Source organism: Weissella tructae (assembly GCF_000732905.1).
In the GTDB taxonomy this organism is placed as follows: domain Bacteria; phylum Bacillota; class Bacilli; order Lactobacillales; family Lactobacillaceae; genus Weissella; species Weissella tructae.
Window position 1 is genome coordinate 483,551 of record NZ_CP007588.1, and the last position, 18,949, is coordinate 502,499.

The following is an 18,949-nucleotide window of genomic DNA, read 5'->3' on the forward strand; positions in this document are numbered from 1 at the left end:
CTGAATATTCAGTAAATTAAATAGTCTAACTATTTAAAAAAGATGTTACTTCGGTAACGTCTTTTTTTTGTTTTACAAGCGAATAAAACCATGAAATAACACGTTTTTATGCTCAGTTTTGTTTAAATTAATTGGGTAATCTGCTATACTTACCTAGTATGTAAGATAGAAATTAAATCATAATTCAATTGTGATGTGGAGGAATTTAAAAATGGCAAATGCAGTATTCACTAAGGGTGATGGAAACAACGGAACGTTGACATTCGACGTACCAGTTGATGTATATGAAAAGGGAATCGATCAAGCATTCCAAGACGTGAAGAAGGATGTTGCGGCACCTGGTTTCCGTAAGGGAAAGATGCCTAAGCAAGTATTCATGCAAATGTACGGTGAAGAATCACTATACAACGAAGGTTTGAACAAGGTTTTGCCAGAAGTTTTCGACAACGCAATTGCTGAAACTGGTGTTACAATGGTTGGTCAACCTAAGATCTCAATCGTTTCAATGGACAAGGGACAAGACTGGAAGATTTCTGCTGAAATCGAACTTGCACCTGAAGTTGAATTGGGAGACTACAAGGGTCTAACTGTTGCCAAGGTTGATGCAACTGTTTCTGAAGAAGAAGTTGCCGCAGAATTGACACGTTTGCAAGAAGACCAAGCTGAATTGGTATTGGTTGAAGCAGCTGCACAAGACGGTGACACTGTTGTCATCGACTTTGATGGTTCTGTTGACGGTGTTCACTTTGATGGTGGAAAGGCCGAAAACCACAGCCTAGCTTTGGGATCAGGATCATTCATTCCTGGATTCGAAGAACAATTGGTTGGTGCAAAGGCTGGAGATAACGTTAACGTTAACGTTACTTTCCCTGAAAACTACCAAGCTGAAGACCTTGCTGGTAAGGAAGCATTGTTTGAAGTAACTGTTCACGAAGTTAAGTCAAAGGAAACACCTGAACTTGACGACGAATTTGCTAAGGACGTTGATGAAGAAGTTGCTTCATTGGCTGAATTGAAGACTAAGATCATGGAAGGTCTTCAAGCGCAAAAGAACGCCGAAGCTGAAAACAAGAAGGAAGACGAAGCTATCAACGCCGCTGTTGATAACGCTACTGTTGTTGGTGGATCATTGCCACAATCAATGATTGACGAAGACGTAGAACGTCAAATGAACCAATTCTTCGCTTCAATGCAACAACAAGGAATTACACCAGAATTGTACTTCCAAATCACTGGAACTTCTGCTGAAGACATGAAGGCTCAATACGTTGATGGTGCAGACCGTCGCGTTAAGACTAACCTTGTGTTGGAAGCCATCGTTAAGGCAGAAAACATCCAACCTTCAGAACAAGAAATTGCTGCTGAAGTTAAGGCATTGGCTGAACAATACGGTATGGAAGAAGAAGCTATCCGTAACGCATTGTCAGACGACATGTTGGCACACGACATTGCTATCAAGCAAGTTGTTGCTGAAATCGTTAAGACAGCGGTTGAAAAGTAATTTAACCCGACTTAACATTAAAGAGATCCGGACTTGTCCGGGTCTTTTTTTGTATTCTACAGGTAGTTTACTTATCAATTGTTTAGGTCGTCTGTTATAATTGAAGATAACCGTATTTAAATACACAAAAAATGAGGAGGTAGCAGTGTGTTCGATCCTAATGAAGATACAACAGGCATTGCTTACTGTTCTTTCTGTGGTAAGTCATCTGATGAAGTTAAGAAGTTAGTGGCTGGCCCAGGAGTTTATATTTGTAATGAATGTGTGGCACTAGCCCAAGAAATTATCGAAGAAGAAATGCAACAAGATGCATTGGACCTAACACTTGATTTAAAGAAGCCACGTGATATTGTGGACACTTTGAATCAATATGTTGTGGGACAAGACGAAGCTAAGCGTACATTAGCTGTAGCTGTCTACAACCACTACAAGCGTGTTAATGCCATGTTGGAAAACACACTAGATGATACTGGTGTTGAACTACAAAAGTCTAATATCGCGATGATTGGACCTACTGGTTCTGGTAAGACATACATTGCGCAAAGCCTAGCTAAGATCTTGAATGTGCCATTTGCGATTGCAGATGCGACAACTTTGACTGAAGCTGGATATGTTGGTGAAGACGTTGAAAACGTTGTTTTGAAGTTGCTACAAGCAGCGGATGGTGACGTTGAACGTGCCCAAACTGGAATTATCTACATTGATGAAATTGATAAGATTGCCAAGAAGGCTGAAAACGTATCAATTACACGTGATGTTTCTGGTGAAGGTGTCCAACAAGCATTGTTGAAGATGATTGAAGGCACGATTGCTAGTGTGCCACCACAAGGTGGACGTAAGCATCCGAACCAAGAATTGATTCAAGTTGATACAAACAACATCCTATTTATTGTAGGTGGTGCCTTTGCAGGTATCGAATCAATTGTTAAGGAACGTGTTGGGGCAAAGGTTATCGGATTTGGTACAAGTAAAGAAGCGGCCAAATTTGATGATTCACAATCAGTGATGTCACAAGTATTGCCAGAAGACCTAATGCGTTTTGGATTGATTCCTGAATTTATTGGTCGTTTGCCAATCTTGACAGCCCTTGAAGAATTGACTGAAGCTGACTTGGTTCGTATTTTGACAGAACCAAAGAACGCTTTGGTAAAGCAATATCAAGAATTGTTCAAGCTAGAAGATGTAAAATTGAGCTTCACAGAGGATGCATTGAACGCAATGGCGCACTTAGCTATTGAACGTGAAACTGGTGCCCGTGGACTTCGTTCTATTATGGAAGAAGTGATGCGTGACATTATGTTTGATGTGCCATCTGAAGACGATATCGCTGAAGTTATTATTAACGCCGATAACGTAATCGCTCACACTGAACCAAAGCTTATTAAGAAGTAAGAGGAGAGCAACATGCAAGTCCATAACGTGGATCTAAAGATTTCAGCGGTTCGTCCGAATCAATATCCAGATGATGGTTTCCCAGAAGTGGCCCTAGTTGGTCGTTCAAACGTTGGAAAGTCATCATTGACGAATACGTTGATTAACCGTAAGGCATATGCCCGTACATCATCACAACCTGGTAAGACACAAACATTGAACTTCTACAACGTCGAAGACGCTGTATACTTCGTTGACGTGCCTGGTTATGGTTATGCAAAGGTATCAAAGAAGGAACGTGAAAAGTGGGGCGCAATGATTGAGACCTACTTGTCACAACGTAAGCAATTACGTGGTGTTATTTCATTGGTGGATGCACGTCACTCACCATCAGAAGATGATATTAACATGTACAACTGGTTGTTATACTACAATATTCCAGTCTTGGTTGTTGCGACAAAGGCCGATAAAATTGCGCGTGGTAAGTGGAATCAAGCAGAAGCTTTGATTAAGCGCGAATTGGATTTCGATCCAAGTTCTTCTGAATTTACAATGTTTTCATCAGAAACAAAGTATGGAAAAGAACGCGTGTGGGAATGGATTGAAGCCCGCATGGAAGAGCCAGAACGACAATAATGACAAAGTACCTGAGAATATTCTTGGGTACTTTTATTTCAAAAGAGGATAAAAATATGAATAAGACACGTTACAAGGGAATGATTTTAGGCGAAGAAGTTGTGATTTCTGGGACTAAAGGGGAAACACACATGGATGCAGTTTTTGAAATTGTAAACAAGCAATTGAAAGAATTGGCACACATGAACGAAAACTTGACGCGCGAACAAATGCTAACATTGATGGCCATTAATGCTGTGTCAGATCAAGTGACAATGCAAGCCGAAATGGATGCTGAAAAATAATGATTTTATCAATTGTTATTTTACTGTTGTTGCTGATTAGTTTTAAAACAGGATATCATTACGGGTTCGTACGTAGTATTGTGCGTATGACTGGCCGTTTTGTTGTGTTGATTGGGGCGACAATTCTAACGCGTCCAGTTAGCACATGGTTAGCGACAACATTATTCAATGAACCGGCAGCTAATATCCTGTTTACGACTATCACTTTTGGGGTGCTTATGACCTTCGGTAGCATGATTTGGCGCCGAATTGAACGTGTCATGCACATTTTTAATAAGATTCCTTTGATTGGCTTTTTCAATCGTTTGACAGGAGCTGCTGTATACGTTGTATTGTCATACTTAATGATCTATGTGTTGCTATTGGTGACACATACGTGGTCTGTTGATTGGTACCAAATCCAATTACAACATTCCACAGTAGCACAATGGATGTTATCAAATACAGCAGGGTATACGAATGTCTTTACTGAATGGGTAGCCAATCAATATAGTCGAATCGGATAGGCTGAATTATGAATGAGAAAATACTAAAAACGTTAGAATACAATGCTGTGAAGCAACAAATTCAACCGTACTTAGCAACTGAATTAGGTAAGAAATTACTACAAAACTTGCGACCAACGACAGATTTGGTAACTATGCGTGCATGGTTAGCCCAAACATCAGACGCAAGTAAGGTGTTGCGTTACGAAGGTGGATTAACAATTCCGCGTTTGGAAGACGTTACACCACACATGAAACGTGTTGAAATCGGTGCTGCGTTGAGCGGAACTGAACTGGCACAAGTTGGGCGTGTCCTATTTACGACTGGTCAAATGAGTTTGTTCTTTGAGAACTTCATTCAAGACCGTGGGGATGATTTGCCAGCCTTGAAGCCATACTATACACGTTTGGTTACAATGCCTGAGTTGACGAAGCAATTGAATGTTGCAATTGATGCAGATGGTCGTGTTACTGACGAAGCGTCTGTTGAATTACACCGTATTCGTCAAGCAATCACCGGGACTGAAAATGGTATCCGCCAACGTATGCAAGATTATACACGCGGTAAGATGGCGCAATATCTATCAGACCCAATTGTGACGCAACGAAATGATCGTTATGTTGTGCCCGTCAAGGCAGAATACCGTAGCAAATTTGGTGGTGTTGTTCATGATCAATCACAAACAGGTCAAACATTATATGTTGAACCTGCGGATGTTGTGGACATGAATAATCGATTACGTGAAAACATCGTGAAAGAACGCCATGAAGAAGCACGTATTCTAGCTGAATTATCAGAATTATTATTACCAGTTGCTCAGGATGTTACGGCTAATGCAGATATTCTAGGACAATTGGATTTTGTTAATGCGAAGGCACGCTATGCCATGATGAGCAAGTCTCTTGAGCCAGAAGTGAGTGATGAAAACCACATCCGTTTGCTTGAAGCACGTCATCCGTTATTGGACCTTAACAAGGCTGTAGCGAACGATATCGTGTTGGGTGAAGATTATACTGCCATCATCATTACAGGTCCTAATACCGGTGGAAAAACCATCACATTGAAGACCCTTGGTTTGTTGCAATTGATGGCACAATCAGGTTTGTTTATTCCAACTGCTGAACATGCGACCGTGGGAATGTTCGACCAAATCTTTGCGGATATTGGGGATGAACAATCTATTGAACAATCATTATCAACGTTTAGCTCACACATGGTGAACATCGTTTCGATTCTAGATAATTTGACACCAAATTCTTTGGTGCTATTTGACGAATTAGGTGCGGGAACTGATCCACAAGAAGGGGCAGCGTTAGCCATGTCAATTTTGGATGCAGTTGGTCAAACAGGGGCTTATACAGTCGCAACAACCCACTACCCAGAATTGAAGGTTTACGGATTCAATCGTGCGGATACAATCAATGCGTCAATGGAATTTGATGTTGAAACATTGAAGCCAACCTACAAGTTCTTGTTGGGAATTCCTGGACGTTCAAATGCGTTAGAAATCTCACGTCGTTTGGGGTTGGATAATACCATTATTGATGGTGCAGCGTCACTAGCTGATGACGAATCACAAGAATTGAATGATATGATTGCGGACTTAGTAGCCCGTCGTAATGCTGTATTGACGCAACAAATTGAATTAAGCGATCAAATTGCTGAGAACCGTCGTATGAAGAACGAATACACAGATAAGCTTGAAAAAGTGGATACTGTGCGTGCTCAAACGATTGAAAAAGCAAAACAAGAAGCAAATCACATTGTGGCTGAGTCTAAGAAGAAAGCAGACCGGATTATTAGTGATTTGCACAAGATGCAACGTGATGGTGCACAAATCAAAGAAAATAAGTTGATTGATGCTAAGGGTGCGTTGAATGCACTTGAACAAAAGCCATCTGCAGAAAACAATCGTGTATTAAAGCGTGCTAAGCAAGCGAAAGACCAAGGAATTACTAAGGGTGATACTGTCTTGGTCATGGAATACGGCCAACAAGGAACTGTACTCCGTGTACTAAAGAATGACCAATTTGAAATTCAAATGGGAATTTTGAAAATGGTTCTCTCTGGTGATGAAATTCAAAAGCAAGCTGAAACAAAAGCTGCACCTTCTGCACAAAAAGCCAAGAAGCGTACTGCAGTGAAGGCAACGACTAATAAGGCCGTTAACCGCCAAGAAGCATCAGTGACCTTAGACTTACGTGGTCAACGTTACGATGCTGCTATGCAAAAGCTTGATCAATTCATTGATCGTGCGCTACTGAATAACCTGTCATCTGTGGAAATTATTCATGGTAAGGGAACTGGGGCAATCCGTCAGGGAGTCACAGAATATCTACGTTCACATCGTGGCGTAAAGTCATTCAACTTTACAGGACCTGACCAAGGTGCCACTTACGCTGAATTAGGGTAAGAAATTAATAAAATGCAATAAATTGAAATAGCCGCAAAGTTCGAGTTATGTACTCAAGCTTTACGGCTATTTGTTTATATGAGGTATAATGAATCTAGCATATAGTATGGTATTAGATTGGGGTGGAATTATGTTAGAAGTGAAAACACATGAATTATTATATGGTTGGAATTTAAATGTGCCTGAAGGGAATTTTGAAAAGATTTCGATTTTTATGGGACCGCATGATGACGAAAAGAACAGTTTTTCTTTTGGTGTACGCTTGCAAGAACATGGTATGGCAGCAACAGCCTACATTTCCATAGCAGAAACCGCTGTGACATTGGAAGAAGTGCCATTTATGTTTAAAAGTGTCACGATAGATAGTCTTCAGAAATACATCACAATTGAATTGGATGTTGAAACAGCATAATGGTCATGTTATATTCATTAACATAAAGTAAGTTAATTTTAAGGGTGAATGGTGTAATTATGATATAATTATCGTATACACAAGGAGGAAAGAACATGGCAGCTAAAGATATTACTGATGCAAACTTCTCACAAGAAACAGGTACAGGCGTAACGTTAACTGATTTTTGGGCAGCATGGTGTGGTCCTTGTCTAATGCAATCACCAGTTGTTGATCAATTGGCTGGACAACGTTCAGATGTTTCTTTCTTGAAGATGGATGTGGATGCAAATCCTGAAACAGCACAAGAAATGGGAATCATGGCAATTCCAACATTGATTATCAAAAAAGATGGGGAAATTGTTGAACGTCTAACAGGGTACACTCCTGCAGACCAATTGAACAATATTTTGAATCAATATACGAAGTAATTTGAAAGTACCAATGACTATGTGTCGTTGGTGCTTTTTATTTATCTGAAGGGAAAATATATTTTTGTAACAGTAAAAGTACAGGTTAAATACTGCATCATAGAAGTGTTTATTAGGTCAATATACGTCAGAAACGAGCAAATTTACGTTAATGAATTCTTAAACACTGACGTGTGGTTTTTGGTTAGCTGATAATGTATATTAGTCCTCGTGATTGGGCAGGGATACCTGTAATTGATCATGTTGAGGATAGGCTTTTAGCCGTTTTAAGTGTCGACAACACTCATTTTACTTAATTCTTGGAGGTGTTGAACATGAATAAACGAAAGAGTCTACAAGTGTAACGTATGTGATTGAATTTGCGATTGCTTTTTCAGTTATTCTTGGCGCTATTGGCACATTTTTGATTAGGTTAGCGAAAGCGGACTATATTCGACGAAGTGACCCTAATAGCAAAAAGAAAAACGACCACTCAGACGAGTAGTCGTTTCAAACAGATACACTTAATTCTTGACGGCGCTAGGTGGTGCAACACCTAGCGCCTTTTTATTTATACCCATAGAATACGTCAATTTAGATGATGGGTCAAGAGATGCGTTATGGCGTATAGTGTGATGGATAAGGGGGTTAAAATGATTGGATATGTTCATTATGTACAGCATATGGTGCACACATGTTGATGAAGATACCTATCAACGTTCCTTTTTGATATAATAGAGTTAATTTAAAAACATGACTGCTCATGGAGTAGGTGAGAAAGTAGGTCACAAGATGGATAATCGTGCGATTGGTTATTTTGATTCTGGAGTAGGTGGTTTAACGGTTGTTAAACAGGCTCTACATCAATTACCAAATGAACAAATTAAATATGTTGGTGACACGGCACGTATGCCTTATGGCCCACGTACTTCTGAGGAACTAAAACAATTTGCGATGGAATCCGCTGATTTTCTAGTCGGTGAAGATATTAAATTGTTGGTGATTGCTTGTAATACAGCAACTGCGCAAGCACTACCCATGTTACAAGAAAAATTGGATATCCCCGTTGTGGGTGTTATTCACCCCGGTATTCAAGCTGCTTTGGAAGCAACGGCGGATAACAAGATTGGTGTAATTGCGACTGAAGGAACAGTGAATTCTAATGCGTACTATAACGGACTATTAGCAATACAACCACATGTGACCGTTGCGCAATTGGCGACACCAGAATTGGTTCAAATTGCGGAACATAAAGACTTAAACGCAGTAGAGACACATAATCAAATCAAGGAAGTTGTCGCACCACTTGTGAATTCTGGGATTGATACCCTGGTAATGGGATGTACACATTTCCCATTAATGGCAGATAGTTTACAACGTATTTTTGGAGATGATGTGACCCTTGTGGATGCTGGTGCTGAAGCGGTTAATACAGTGGAAAAAATTCTTGATGCGAAGTCAGCCAGACACGAAATTATTCCAATGGTTGATCATACAGAAGACGAATACTTTACGACAGGTGATGTCACATCGTTTGCAGAAATGGGAACGAAATGGTTGGGTCTACCAATTAACGTGTCACAATTAATGATTAATGCAGATGGATTGGAAAAGGTGAACATTCATGAATAAAATGATCTTAGCAACGAGCAATGCTGGTAAGTTAAAAGAATTCCAAGCATTCTTAGAACCACAAGGAATCACGGTTCTGGGATTAGCTGATTTTGAAGATGTTCCTGAAATCATTGAAGATGGGACAACCTTTGAAGAGAATGCGGCGATTAAAGCCAAAGTCATTTCTGAACATTTCCAATTACCTGTAGTGGCCGAAGATTCTGGTTTAATGATTGATGCGTTGGATGGTGAACCAGGTGTTTACTCAGCACGTTATGCTGGTGATCATGATGATGCAGCTAATATCCGTAAGGTACTAGACAAGCTTTCAGGGGTTGCGACAGAAGACCGTACAGCCGCCTTTCATACCGTGATTGTGGCAATGCTGCCAAATGGTGAACGTTTAGTTGCGAAAGGGCAAGTAGACGGTATCATCTTAACTGAAGAACGTGGAGCGGATGGGTTTGGATATGATCCAATCTTCTTATACGCCCCAACTAATCAATCATTTGCGGAAATGACAATGGCTGATAAAAATAAGGTGTCACATCGTGGCCGTGCCTTGCATGATTTCTTAGAAAAGCTACCAACGTGGTGGGAGGACTAATTATGGATTACTTGCTTGTATCAGATGCCCATGGTGATATTGGGATTTTACGTCAATTGTTTACAACATATCGTGGTAAGGTCACGGCGATGTTTTATGCAGGTGATTCTGAGTTACTAGCACGTGATGCAGTCTTCAATGATGTGCAAACTGTCGGGGGGAATATGGATTATGATCCTGCCTTTGCAGAGGATGTCTTATATGTGGATGATTTAAGTCGTATTTTTATGGCGCATGGTCATCTATACGATACCAACTATACCTTAGATGCCTTACTAGCCGCCGGTCAGAAACGAGATGCTGATTTTATTGTGACTGGACATACCCATCAATTGGGTGTGGAATGGTTTGGCGAAACACTCGTGATTAATCCAGGATCAATTAGCGCACCACGGGGGCAATATCGTGATATTGGTGGTACGTATGCGATTTTAACGGTGACGGAAACCAACATTGAAGTCACATTTTTTGATCGACAAATGAATCCAGTGCCACATTTGTCCTTTAATTGGCAAAAATAAGCGTAATAAACCGAAACGGTTGAGTATTCTCAATCGTTTTTTTGTGATTACGACACAAACAAAGTGGATTTTGTTACAATAGAGAAATGAATTATTTGTGTAAGGGAGATTTGTTATGGAGAACAAAGAATGGGAACTCCGTCTCCAACCGTACGAACAAACGGTGGATGAACTAAAGGTGAAATTGCGCGGTATGCGTACTGAATTTAATTTAGCTGGTGTACAAACACCCGTTGAATTTGTGACTGGGCGTGTTAAGTCAATTCCAGCCATTACGGAAAAGTTAGATCGACGTCATATTACATTGGACCGTCTAGAACAAGATATGGAAGACCTAGCAGGTGTCCGTATCATGACGCAATTTACAGATGATATCTATAAAGTTGTGAATCTATTACGTCAACGTAAAGATATGACTATTTTAGAAGAACGTGACTATGTCATGAACGCTAAGCCTTCAGGATATCGTTCATATCACATTGTGATTGAGTATCCTTTGCAACTGATTACGGGTGAACGCCTAGTGTTGGCCGAAATCCAGATTCGTACGATGCAAATGAATGTTTGGAGTACAATTGAACACGAAATTAACTACAAGTATGAAGGTGCTGATCCTGAAAATATGAAGGAACAATTGAAGAAGGCAGCTGATTTATCTGCTGAGATTGATTCTATTTTTGCGGCATTACATCATGCAGAAACTGCCCAACAGGCAACGGAGTAGAGAAATGAAATTGTCGATTTTTAGTAATAGTACCCCAAAATCTAAGGACGCAGAGGCAACTTTGCGCGCTACAATTGCGCAATACACAGAATGTGGCATTGTTTATGATGAACAAAATCCTGACATTGTGATTGTAATTGGTGGTGACGGAACACAATTATCGGCCTTTCATCACTATGAATCACAATTGGAACATGTGCGATTTGTTGGGATACATACCGGACATTTAGGCTTTTATGCCGACTGGCAAGTCTTTGAAATTGAAGACTTAGTAAAGAGCCTGGTCCATGACCCTGGAACTGAAGTAACGTATCCTTTGTTGAACGTGACTGTGCATAATGCAGCAGGTGAAGAACAAACATGGCTATCCTTGAACGAAGCGACGATCAAATATAATTTTGGGACGCTAGCAGCGGACGTTTATTTAAATGATGGTTTTTTTGAAAGCTTCCGTGGAGATGGTCTACTAGTCTCAACACCAACTGGTTCAACTGCCTATAACAAGGCAATTGGAGGGGCCGTGATTCACCCAACCTTAGAAGCAATGCAATTAACTGAAATTGCGTCTGCTAATAATCGGGTTTATCGTACCCTGGGGGCACCAATCGTCCTAAGTCATGAAGACAAGGTACGTATTGTGGTTGACCCACAAACAACAGAACCAGTTATTAGTGTGGACAATGTTCAAATTCCAATGACTGATGTGGAATGGATTGAGTCTCACGTTGCAACACAAAAAATACGTTTCGTAGAATACCGCCATATGAACTTTTGGCAAAGATTACAAACTAGCTTTATTGGCTCGGAGGAAAATTAGTGGCGAGTTTTGAATGGACAAATACCGGGGATGAAGCCCTGAAGATTAAGACGTTTTTGGCACATCAAGGTGTCTCACACCGTATGTTTTCATTGATTAAGCGTGGCGGTGGTGCTGTGCTACTAAATGGCAAGCAAGTACGTACCGTTGATGAAGTACAACCTGGTGAAACAGTAAAGATTAAATTACCACCAGAAGAATCAAACGATGTGGTTGCGATGTCAGACTTACCATTAAACATCTTGTATGAAGATGATAACTGGCTATTGGTTGATAAAATTGCAGGTATTACATCAGTACCTGGTAAAGCAGACCGTGAAACAACGATGGTTAATCGTGTAAAGGGATACCTTGCTCGTAGTGGGTCAACAGATTTGGTACCACACGTTGTGACGCGTTTAGATCGTTTTACGTCAGGGGTTGCCTTGTTAGCAAAGCATCGTTTTGCGCACGGATTGTTGGATAAGCAATTACAAGAACATTCTGTGAATAAGCGTTACTATGCATTGGTTGATGGTGTTCTACCAGATGATCATGGCATTATTGAAGGACCTATTGGTCGTGTTGATGGTGACTTCATTCGTCGTGAAGTTCGTCCAGACGGTCGTGAATCAACGACTGAATACTGGGTGAAGGCACGTATGGAGAATCAAACATTAGTTGAAGTGCAATTACACACCGGTCGTACACACCAAATTCGTGTACACTTCCGTCACATTGGGCACCCGCTAGTTGGGGATGAAATCTATGGTGGACCAATGGACCGTGGTATTGAACGTCAAGCGTTGCATGCATTCTCATTAACGTACTATGATCCTTTTGATCAAGTGGAACGTAATGTGAAGAGCCCAGTGCCAGCAGATATGCAAGAAGTTTTGGGTGAACATGCAGCATTGATTAAGTAGTTTTTAGGAGTAGGGAGGTTGGGGATGGCTAACGAAACACATAATCCTGTAGAAATTACAGAAGACTTGCGTGAAGAAATTAGTGAACAAGCACAACAACTGGTTAATGACATTCGTAATGGTCAAGAAGCAGCGTTTAAAGAAGGTTTTGAAGAATTGCATGGATTTGACCAAGCGCAATTCTACTTAAATCTGCCATCACATTTTCGTCAACAAGTAATTGATTGGGTTTCACCAGATGATATGGCGGAAATCTTTGACGAAATGGACATTGATGATATCGATGTCGATGAGTTGTTACAAGAGATGTCACCGCAATATGCGGCGAAAATGATTGATAAGATGTATTCCGACAATTCCGTTGACTTGTTAGCGGAATTAAGTGCCGAAGATTTAGATATGTATCTAGATTTGATGCCATCACGGGATGCACAATCAATTCGTCAACTGTTGACATATAAAGAAGACACCGCCGGAGCTTTGATGGGACATGAATTTGTCTCTGTTCATGAAACGCTGACCATTAAAGAAACAATGGAAGCTGTTAAAAAAGCAGCGGAAGAAGCCGAACAGATTACTTATATCTATGTCATTAATGACGCAGAAGATTTGGTTGGGGTTATTTCTTTACGTACGTTGATTTTGAGTCAGGATCAAGCTTTGGTTGCTGATATCATGGATACGAATATCATCTCTGTTGAACCAGAAGAAGACCAACAAGATGTTGCGCGTTTGATGGCTGACTATAACTTTACGTCATTACCAGTTGTGACTGAGAACAAACTCCTTGGAATTATCATGATTGATGACATCGTTGATGTTATTGATGAAGAGTCTGCTGAAGACTATTCACGTTTGGCCGGGGTTGACGTGGTTAATATGGAAGAAAATCCATTGAAATCAGCCACGCGTCGTTTGCCATGGTTAATTGGTTTGATTTTCTTGGGGATGGGAACGGCATCTGTGATTGATGGATACAATGACTTAGTTCAAGTAGCTCCAATCCTGGCTGTATTCATTTCATTGATTACAGGAACAGCTGGAAACGCAGGAACGCAGTCACTAGCCGTGGCAGTTCGTCGACTAGCCTTGAATGAAACGTCTAACTTATGGCGTATGCTGTTAACAGAAGTGTTAATTGGGCTGATTATTGGAAGCTTGGCTGGAATTACCATTTTTGCCGTTGTATCTATCTGGAAGCAAAACCTACTATTGGGAATTGCGGTTGGACTAGCCATGGCCGCTGCCATCTTGGTCGCTAATGTGGCGGGGGCGTTTATTCCATTGATTATGGATGCGTTAGGGGTGGACCCAGCGGTTGCCTCTGGACCCTTTATCTCAACTTTATCTGACTTAACATCAGTTATTATTTACTTCAATATCGCCAAATTGTTTATTGATTACTTTAGTGCGGTCTGATTTGCACGACTAGACTGAGTATGATATACTTAATTTGTTGAAAATAAACTCTTAATTGAGTGGCCGAGTGAGAGCTCGACCACTTATTTTTTTGGAGATTTATACAAATGAATTAGGTGATACAGCGAAAGGAGCATGTGCGATGAGTGAAATTATTAATCAAGTACGTGACGTCTTAGAACAACCATTGACTGACGCTGGTTTTGATTTGTGGGACGTGATTTACGAACCACAAGATGGTGATATGGTCTTGCGCGTTCTTGTTGACCGTTTAGCAGGATCAATCAGCATGGATGACTTGGTTTTGTTAACAGAATTAATTGGTGATCAAGTGGATACGATCCAACCAGATCCATTCCCAACAGCTTACATGATGGATATCTCTTCACCAGGAGCAGAACGTCCACTAGTACGTGATCATGATTTTGCCTGGGCCATGGAACAAAAAATCGTTGTGAAGTTGAAGATGCCTGTTGATAAGCAAGATGACTTTGAAGGAATCTTGGTTGCAGCAGATACTGACACAATCACATTGATGATGCCAATCAAGGGTAAGCAACAAAAGGTTGCGCTTGATCGTGCCAACATTAAGCTAGCCAAGATGGCGTTAAATCAAGATCGTATTCTACAAGCCGATGAAGATTTTGCCTGGGCTTTGAATAAGTTTGTGCATGTTTCAACCTATAAGAAGATTGATGGTGTGAAGGACTTTATGGGTGAACTTACTGCGTTTACTGCTGAAGACTTAACAATCTCAATGAGTGATGAAACGGGTGAAGAATCAATTGAAGTTGTTCTTCCACGTGACGTTATTGCGAAAGCACGACAAACAAATAATTTCTAATTTTGGAGAAAAAGAATGAGCAAGGAAATGTTAAACGCCCTCAACATTCTGGAAACAGAAAAGGGTATTAAGAAGGAAGTCCTAGTTGCGGCTATTGAAGAAGCTTTGACAAAGGCTTACGAAAAGCACTATGACGAATCAAGCAACGTTGAAGTTGTCTTCGATCAAAAGAAGGGAAACGTCAAAGTTTATTCTGTCATGAAGGTCGTAGAAGATATTTATGAACCATATGAAGAAATCACTTTGGAACAAGCTTTAGAAGTTAACAAGGGTTACGAAATTGGTGACGATGTTAAGTTTGAAGTAACGCCTTCAGATTTCGGACGTTTGGCTGCACAAACAGCTAAGCAAATCATCATGCAAAAGGTTCGTGAAGCCGAACGTGGTGTTGTTTACGATAACTTCATTCAACACGATGGTGAAATGATGACTGGTGTTGTAGAACGCCAAGACCCACGTTACCGTTACGTTATTTTGCCTGGTAACCAAGAAGCGGCTATGGAACAAAACGACCAAATGCCAAACGAAAAGTACCAAATGGGTGACCAAATCAAGGTTTTGGTTTCTCGTGTGCAAAACGAAACTAAGGGACCACAAGTCTTTGTTTCACGTACTGCACCTGGTTTGGTAAAGCGTTTGTTTGAAGCTGAAGTTCCTGAAGTGTTCGACGGAACTGTTGAAATCAAGGCAATTGCTCGTGAAGCAGGAGACCGTGCTAAGGTTGCTGTTTACTCACACAACGAAAACTTGGACGCCGTTGGAACAATGGTTGGACAACGTGGACAACGTGTACAAGCAATTGTTAACGAATTGAGCGGTGAAAACATGGATATTGTTGAATGGACTGAAGATCCAGCCCAATTCATCAAGAATGCTTTGAACCCAGCTGAAGTTGTTGATGTTATCTTTGATCCATCTGATGAACGTGGAGCGACAGTTATCGTGCCGGATTACCAATTGTCATTGGCAATCGGTAAGCGTGGACAAAACGCTCGTTTGGCTGCCCGTTTGACAAACTTCAAGATTGATATCAAGCCTGAAAGCGAACGCGATGCAGTGCTTGCTGAAAAGAACAACCCAGCACCTGTTGCGGTTGAAGAAGATGTTTTTGCGGATGTTGATGTATTCGCAGACGAGGACTAAGTCTAAGGAGGAATATCATGAAACCACGTAAAGTTCCGATGCGCAAGGATATCGTCACCGGTGAAATGGTGCCAAAGAATGATTTAGTGCGGATTGTTAAAACTCCTGAAGGGGAAGTGCAACTTGATCCAACCAACCGAGCAAATGGACGTGGCGCATATATTTCACTTGACGTCGCAGTAGCGAATAAAGCCAAGAAGAAGCGAACATTTGATCGAGCTTTTGATACAACACTAGATGATTCATTCTATGATGAATTAATTGCCTACGTTGATCATCAAGCAGCTCGTAAGGAGCTGTTTAGCAATGACTAATGAATTAGAAAAACAAAAATTACTTAACTTACTAGGTTTGGCTCGCCGAGCTGGTAAGTTGGTTACAGGGGAAGACTTGGTTCTTGGCGCAATCCGTAACGGTAAAGCATCACTAGTGTTGTTTGCCGCAGACGGTGGTCAAAGCAGTTTGAAGAAATTCTCAAACAAAACGACATCATATAATGTGCCGTTTGATACCAGTTTAACTCGAAGCGAAATGGGAGATGCCACAGGGCTAGCACGTAGTGTGATTGCTGTTGCGGATCGAGGTTTTGCAAAGAAAATGCGAGAATACTTAAATAATTAGGAGGATGTTACATGACTAAGCGTGTTTATGAATTAGCTAAAGAGCTAGATGTTACATCAAAGAAATTGGTCACAGATGCCCAAGCAATGGGTATTGATGTGAAGAACCACATGTCAACATTGGATGACTCACAAGCAAAGAAGCTTGTAGATTCAGCAAAGGGTGGTAACAAGCCAGCTGCTGCACCAAAGAAGACTGATGCCCCTAAGGCAGCAGCTCCAGCCCCTAAGAAGGCTGAAGCTAAGCCAGCGGCTAACAACAACCGTGGTGGACAAGGTCAAGGACAACAAAACCGTAACAACGGTGGTAACCGTGGCGGACAAGGTCAAAACCGTAACAACAACTGGAACGGTAACAACAATAACCGTGGTGGTAAGCGTGGTAAGAAGGGTCAAAACCGTAACAACCAACGTAACAACGAACCACGTCCAGCAGCACCACAACGTAAGGAACAACCATTACCAGAAGTGTTGGTTTACACAATTGGTATGAACGTGCAAGACATCGCTAAGTTGATTCACCGTGATGCAACGGAAATCATCAAGAAGTTGTTTATGCTAGGAATCATGGTTAACCAAAACCAAAGCTTGGATGCTGACACAATAGAATTGTTGGCAACTGACTATGGTATTGAAGCCGAAGAAAAGGTACAAGTGGACCACGCTGACATCGACAAGATCTTCGAAGAAGAATTGAACAACGATGCTGACTTGGAAGCACGTGCACCTGTTGTAACAATCATGGGACACGTTGACCACGGTAAGACAACATTGTTGGACTACCTACGTAACTCACACGTTACTGACGGTGAAGCTGGTGGAATCACACAACACATCGGTGCTTACCAAACACGTTTGGAAGACCGTACAATTACGTTCTTGGACACACCTGGTCACGCGGCCTTTACTGAAATGCGTGCTCGTGGAGCCAACGTAACTGACATCACAATCTTGGTTGTTGCTGCCGATGACGGTGTTATGCCACAAACAATCGAAGCGATTAACCACGCTAAGGCTGCTGGAACACCAATTATCGTTGCAGTTAACAAGATTGATAAGCCTGGTGCAAACCCAGAAAACGTTATCAACCAATTGATGCAATTTGAATTGATTCCTGAAGAATACGGTGGAGACACAATCTTCGTAAGTATCTCAGCTAAGTTGGGACAAAACATTGATGAATTGCTAGAAATGGTTCTTTTGACAGCCGATGTTTTGGATTTGGAAGCAAACCCTAACCAACGTGCTGCTGGATCTGTTATCGAAGCACGTTTGGACAAGGGTCGTGGACCTGTTGCAACTGTATTGGTGCAACAAGGTACTATGAACGTTGGAGATCCAATCGTTGTTGGTAACACATACGGACGTGTTCGTACAATGAGCGATGACCATGGTCGTCGTGTGAAGAATGCTGTTCCTTCAACACCAGTTGAAATTACTGGTTTGAACGAAGTACCATCTGCTGGGGACCGTTTCGTGGTCTTCGAAGATGAAAAGACAGCCCGTGCAGCCGGTGAAGAACGTGCAAAGCGTGCGTTGCTTGCTGACCGTAACCGTAACAACGTTGTTTCTGTTTCAGACTTGTTTGACAAGATGGCTGAAAAGGAAATGAAGTCTGTTCCTGTTATCATCAAGGCCGACGTACAAGGTTCTGTTGAAGCTTTGTCAGGATCATTGCAAAAGATTGATGTTGACGGTGTTAAGGTTGATATCATTCACCGTGCCGTTGGTGCGATTAATGAATCAGACATCACTTTGGCTGAAGCTTCTGGTGCGATTATCGTTGGGTTCAACGTACGTCCTACACCACAAGCTAAGTCACAAGCTGACTCAGAAAATGTTGATATTCGTCTACACAACGTTATCTATAACGCTATCGACGAAATTGAAGCAGCCATGAAGGGACAATTGGATCCTGAATACAAGGAAGAAATTGTCGGAACTGCTGACATTCGTGAATTGTTCAAGGTTTCTAAGATTGGAACTATCGTTGGTGGAATGGTTATGTCAGGTAAGATTACTCGTGAATCATCAGTTCGTTTGATTCGTGATGGAATCGTTATCTACGATGGTAAGCTTGGCTCACTACGTCGTTACAAGGATGACGTTAAGGAAGTTAAGAATGGTTACGACTTCGGTTTGACTATCGAAAACTACAACGACGAAAAGATCGGTGACATCATCGAAGCTTACGAAATGGTTGAAATCAAGCGTTAAGCTTAAGCAAACAAAAAGGAGGGCGC

The 18,949-nt window shown here is 41.2% G+C and carries 20 protein-coding genes; all 20 read left to right on the top strand.

Translation table 11 applies throughout. The features are described from left to right. Positions 1-211: 211 nt before the first annotated feature. Positions 212-1,501, top strand: a complete 1,290-nt coding sequence (tig, locus tag WS08_RS02400) for a trigger factor (RefSeq protein ID WP_009765484.1) — start codon at positions 212-214, stop codon at positions 1,499-1,501. Positions 1,502-1,648: 147 nt separating this feature from the next. After that, entirely contained in the window at positions 1,649-2,893 is a 1,245-nt protein-coding gene (gene clpX, locus WS08_RS02405) for an ATP-dependent Clp protease ATP-binding subunit ClpX (protein ID WP_009765483.1), read from the top strand. A 12-nt stretch (positions 2,894-2,905) separates the two neighbouring features. After that, positions 2,906-3,508, top strand: coding sequence for a ribosome biogenesis GTP-binding protein YihA/YsxC (gene yihA / locus WS08_RS02410; protein ID WP_009765482.1), 603 nt, complete (start codon positions 2,906-2,908; stop codon positions 3,506-3,508). Positions 3,509-3,564: 56 nt separating this feature from the next. Then, positions 3,565-3,792, top strand: coding sequence for a cell division protein ZapA (gene zapA / locus WS08_RS02415; protein ID WP_009765481.1), 228 nt, complete (start codon positions 3,565-3,567; stop codon positions 3,790-3,792). Then, entirely contained in the window at positions 3,792-4,298 is a 507-nt protein-coding gene (locus WS08_RS02420) for a CvpA family protein (RefSeq protein ID WP_009765480.1), read from the top strand. The genes zapA and WS08_RS02420 overlap by 1 nt, the downstream gene beginning before the upstream one ends. An 8-nt stretch (positions 4,299-4,306) precedes the next feature. Beyond that, positions 4,307-6,691 (top strand): endonuclease MutS2, encoded by a 2,385-nt coding sequence (locus WS08_RS02425; protein ID WP_009765479.1) that lies wholly within the window; start codon positions 4,307-4,309, stop codon positions 6,689-6,691. 88 nt (positions 6,692-6,779) lie between these two features. Continuing rightward, positions 6,780-7,103, top strand: coding sequence for a hypothetical protein (locus WS08_RS02430; protein WP_009765478.1), 324 nt, complete (start codon positions 6,780-6,782; stop codon positions 7,101-7,103). Between the two features lie 95 nt (positions 7,104-7,198). Continuing rightward, positions 7,199-7,513, top strand: coding sequence for a thioredoxin (gene trxA / locus WS08_RS02435; protein WP_009765477.1), 315 nt, complete (start codon positions 7,199-7,201; stop codon positions 7,511-7,513). 771 nt (positions 7,514-8,284) lie between these two features. Next, the gene (gene murI / locus WS08_RS02440; RefSeq protein WP_009765476.1) at positions 8,285-9,124 is read left to right on the top strand and encodes a glutamate racemase; all 840 of its coding nucleotides are present in this window, start codon (positions 8,285-8,287) and stop codon (positions 9,122-9,124) included. Next, positions 9,117-9,713 carry an XTP/dITP diphosphatase gene (locus WS08_RS02445; protein ID WP_009765475.1) on the top strand — a complete coding sequence of 199 codons (597 nt, stop codon included), beginning with the start codon at positions 9,117-9,119 and terminating at the stop codon, positions 9,711-9,713. The genes murI and WS08_RS02445 overlap by 8 nt, the downstream gene beginning before the upstream one ends. A gap of 2 nt (positions 9,714-9,715) precedes the next feature. Then, a complete protein-coding gene (locus WS08_RS02450; RefSeq protein ID WP_009765474.1) occupies positions 9,716-10,234 on the top strand; it encodes a YfcE family phosphodiesterase in 519 nt (172 codons plus the stop codon). A gap of 115 nt (positions 10,235-10,349) precedes the next feature. Further along, positions 10,350-10,958: a GTP pyrophosphokinase gene (locus WS08_RS02455; protein WP_009765473.1), complete on the top strand. Its 609-nt coding sequence runs from the start codon at positions 10,350-10,352 to the stop codon at positions 10,956-10,958. A gap of 4 nt (positions 10,959-10,962) precedes the next feature. Continuing rightward, a complete protein-coding gene (locus WS08_RS02460; protein WP_009765472.1) occupies positions 10,963-11,775 on the top strand; it encodes an NAD kinase in 813 nt (270 codons plus the stop codon). After that, positions 11,775-12,680, top strand: coding sequence for an RluA family pseudouridine synthase (locus WS08_RS02465; RefSeq protein ID WP_009765471.1), 906 nt, complete (start codon positions 11,775-11,777; stop codon positions 12,678-12,680). The genes WS08_RS02460 and WS08_RS02465 overlap by 1 nt, the downstream gene beginning before the upstream one ends. Before the next feature lie 24 nt (positions 12,681-12,704). Continuing rightward, positions 12,705-14,099, top strand: coding sequence for a magnesium transporter (gene mgtE / locus WS08_RS02470; RefSeq protein WP_009765470.1), 1,395 nt, complete (start codon positions 12,705-12,707; stop codon positions 14,097-14,099). A gap of 142 nt (positions 14,100-14,241) precedes the next feature. Beyond that, positions 14,242-14,943 (top strand): ribosome maturation factor, encoded by a 702-nt coding sequence (locus WS08_RS02475; protein WP_009765469.1) that lies wholly within the window; start codon positions 14,242-14,244, stop codon positions 14,941-14,943. A 15-nt stretch (positions 14,944-14,958) separates the two neighbouring features. Next, positions 14,959-16,086, top strand: a complete 1,128-nt coding sequence (gene nusA / locus WS08_RS02480) for a transcription termination factor NusA (protein ID WP_009765468.1) — start codon at positions 14,959-14,961, stop codon at positions 16,084-16,086. Between the two features lie 17 nt (positions 16,087-16,103). Beyond that, a complete protein-coding gene (rnpM, locus tag WS08_RS02485; protein WP_009765467.1) occupies positions 16,104-16,400 on the top strand; it encodes an RNase P modulator RnpM in 297 nt (98 codons plus the stop codon). After that, positions 16,393-16,707: a L7Ae/L30e/S12e/Gadd45 family ribosomal protein gene (locus WS08_RS02490; RefSeq protein ID WP_009765466.1), complete on the top strand. Its 315-nt coding sequence runs from the start codon at positions 16,393-16,395 to the stop codon at positions 16,705-16,707. Before rnpM ends, WS08_RS02490 begins: the two co-directional genes overlap by 8 nt. 11 nt (positions 16,708-16,718) lie before the next feature. Continuing rightward, positions 16,719-18,923 carry a translation initiation factor IF-2 gene (gene infB / locus WS08_RS02495; protein ID WP_009765465.1) on the top strand — a complete coding sequence of 735 codons (2,205 nt, stop codon included), beginning with the start codon at positions 16,719-16,721 and terminating at the stop codon, positions 18,921-18,923. The last annotated feature ends 26 nt before the right edge of the window (positions 18,924-18,949 follow it).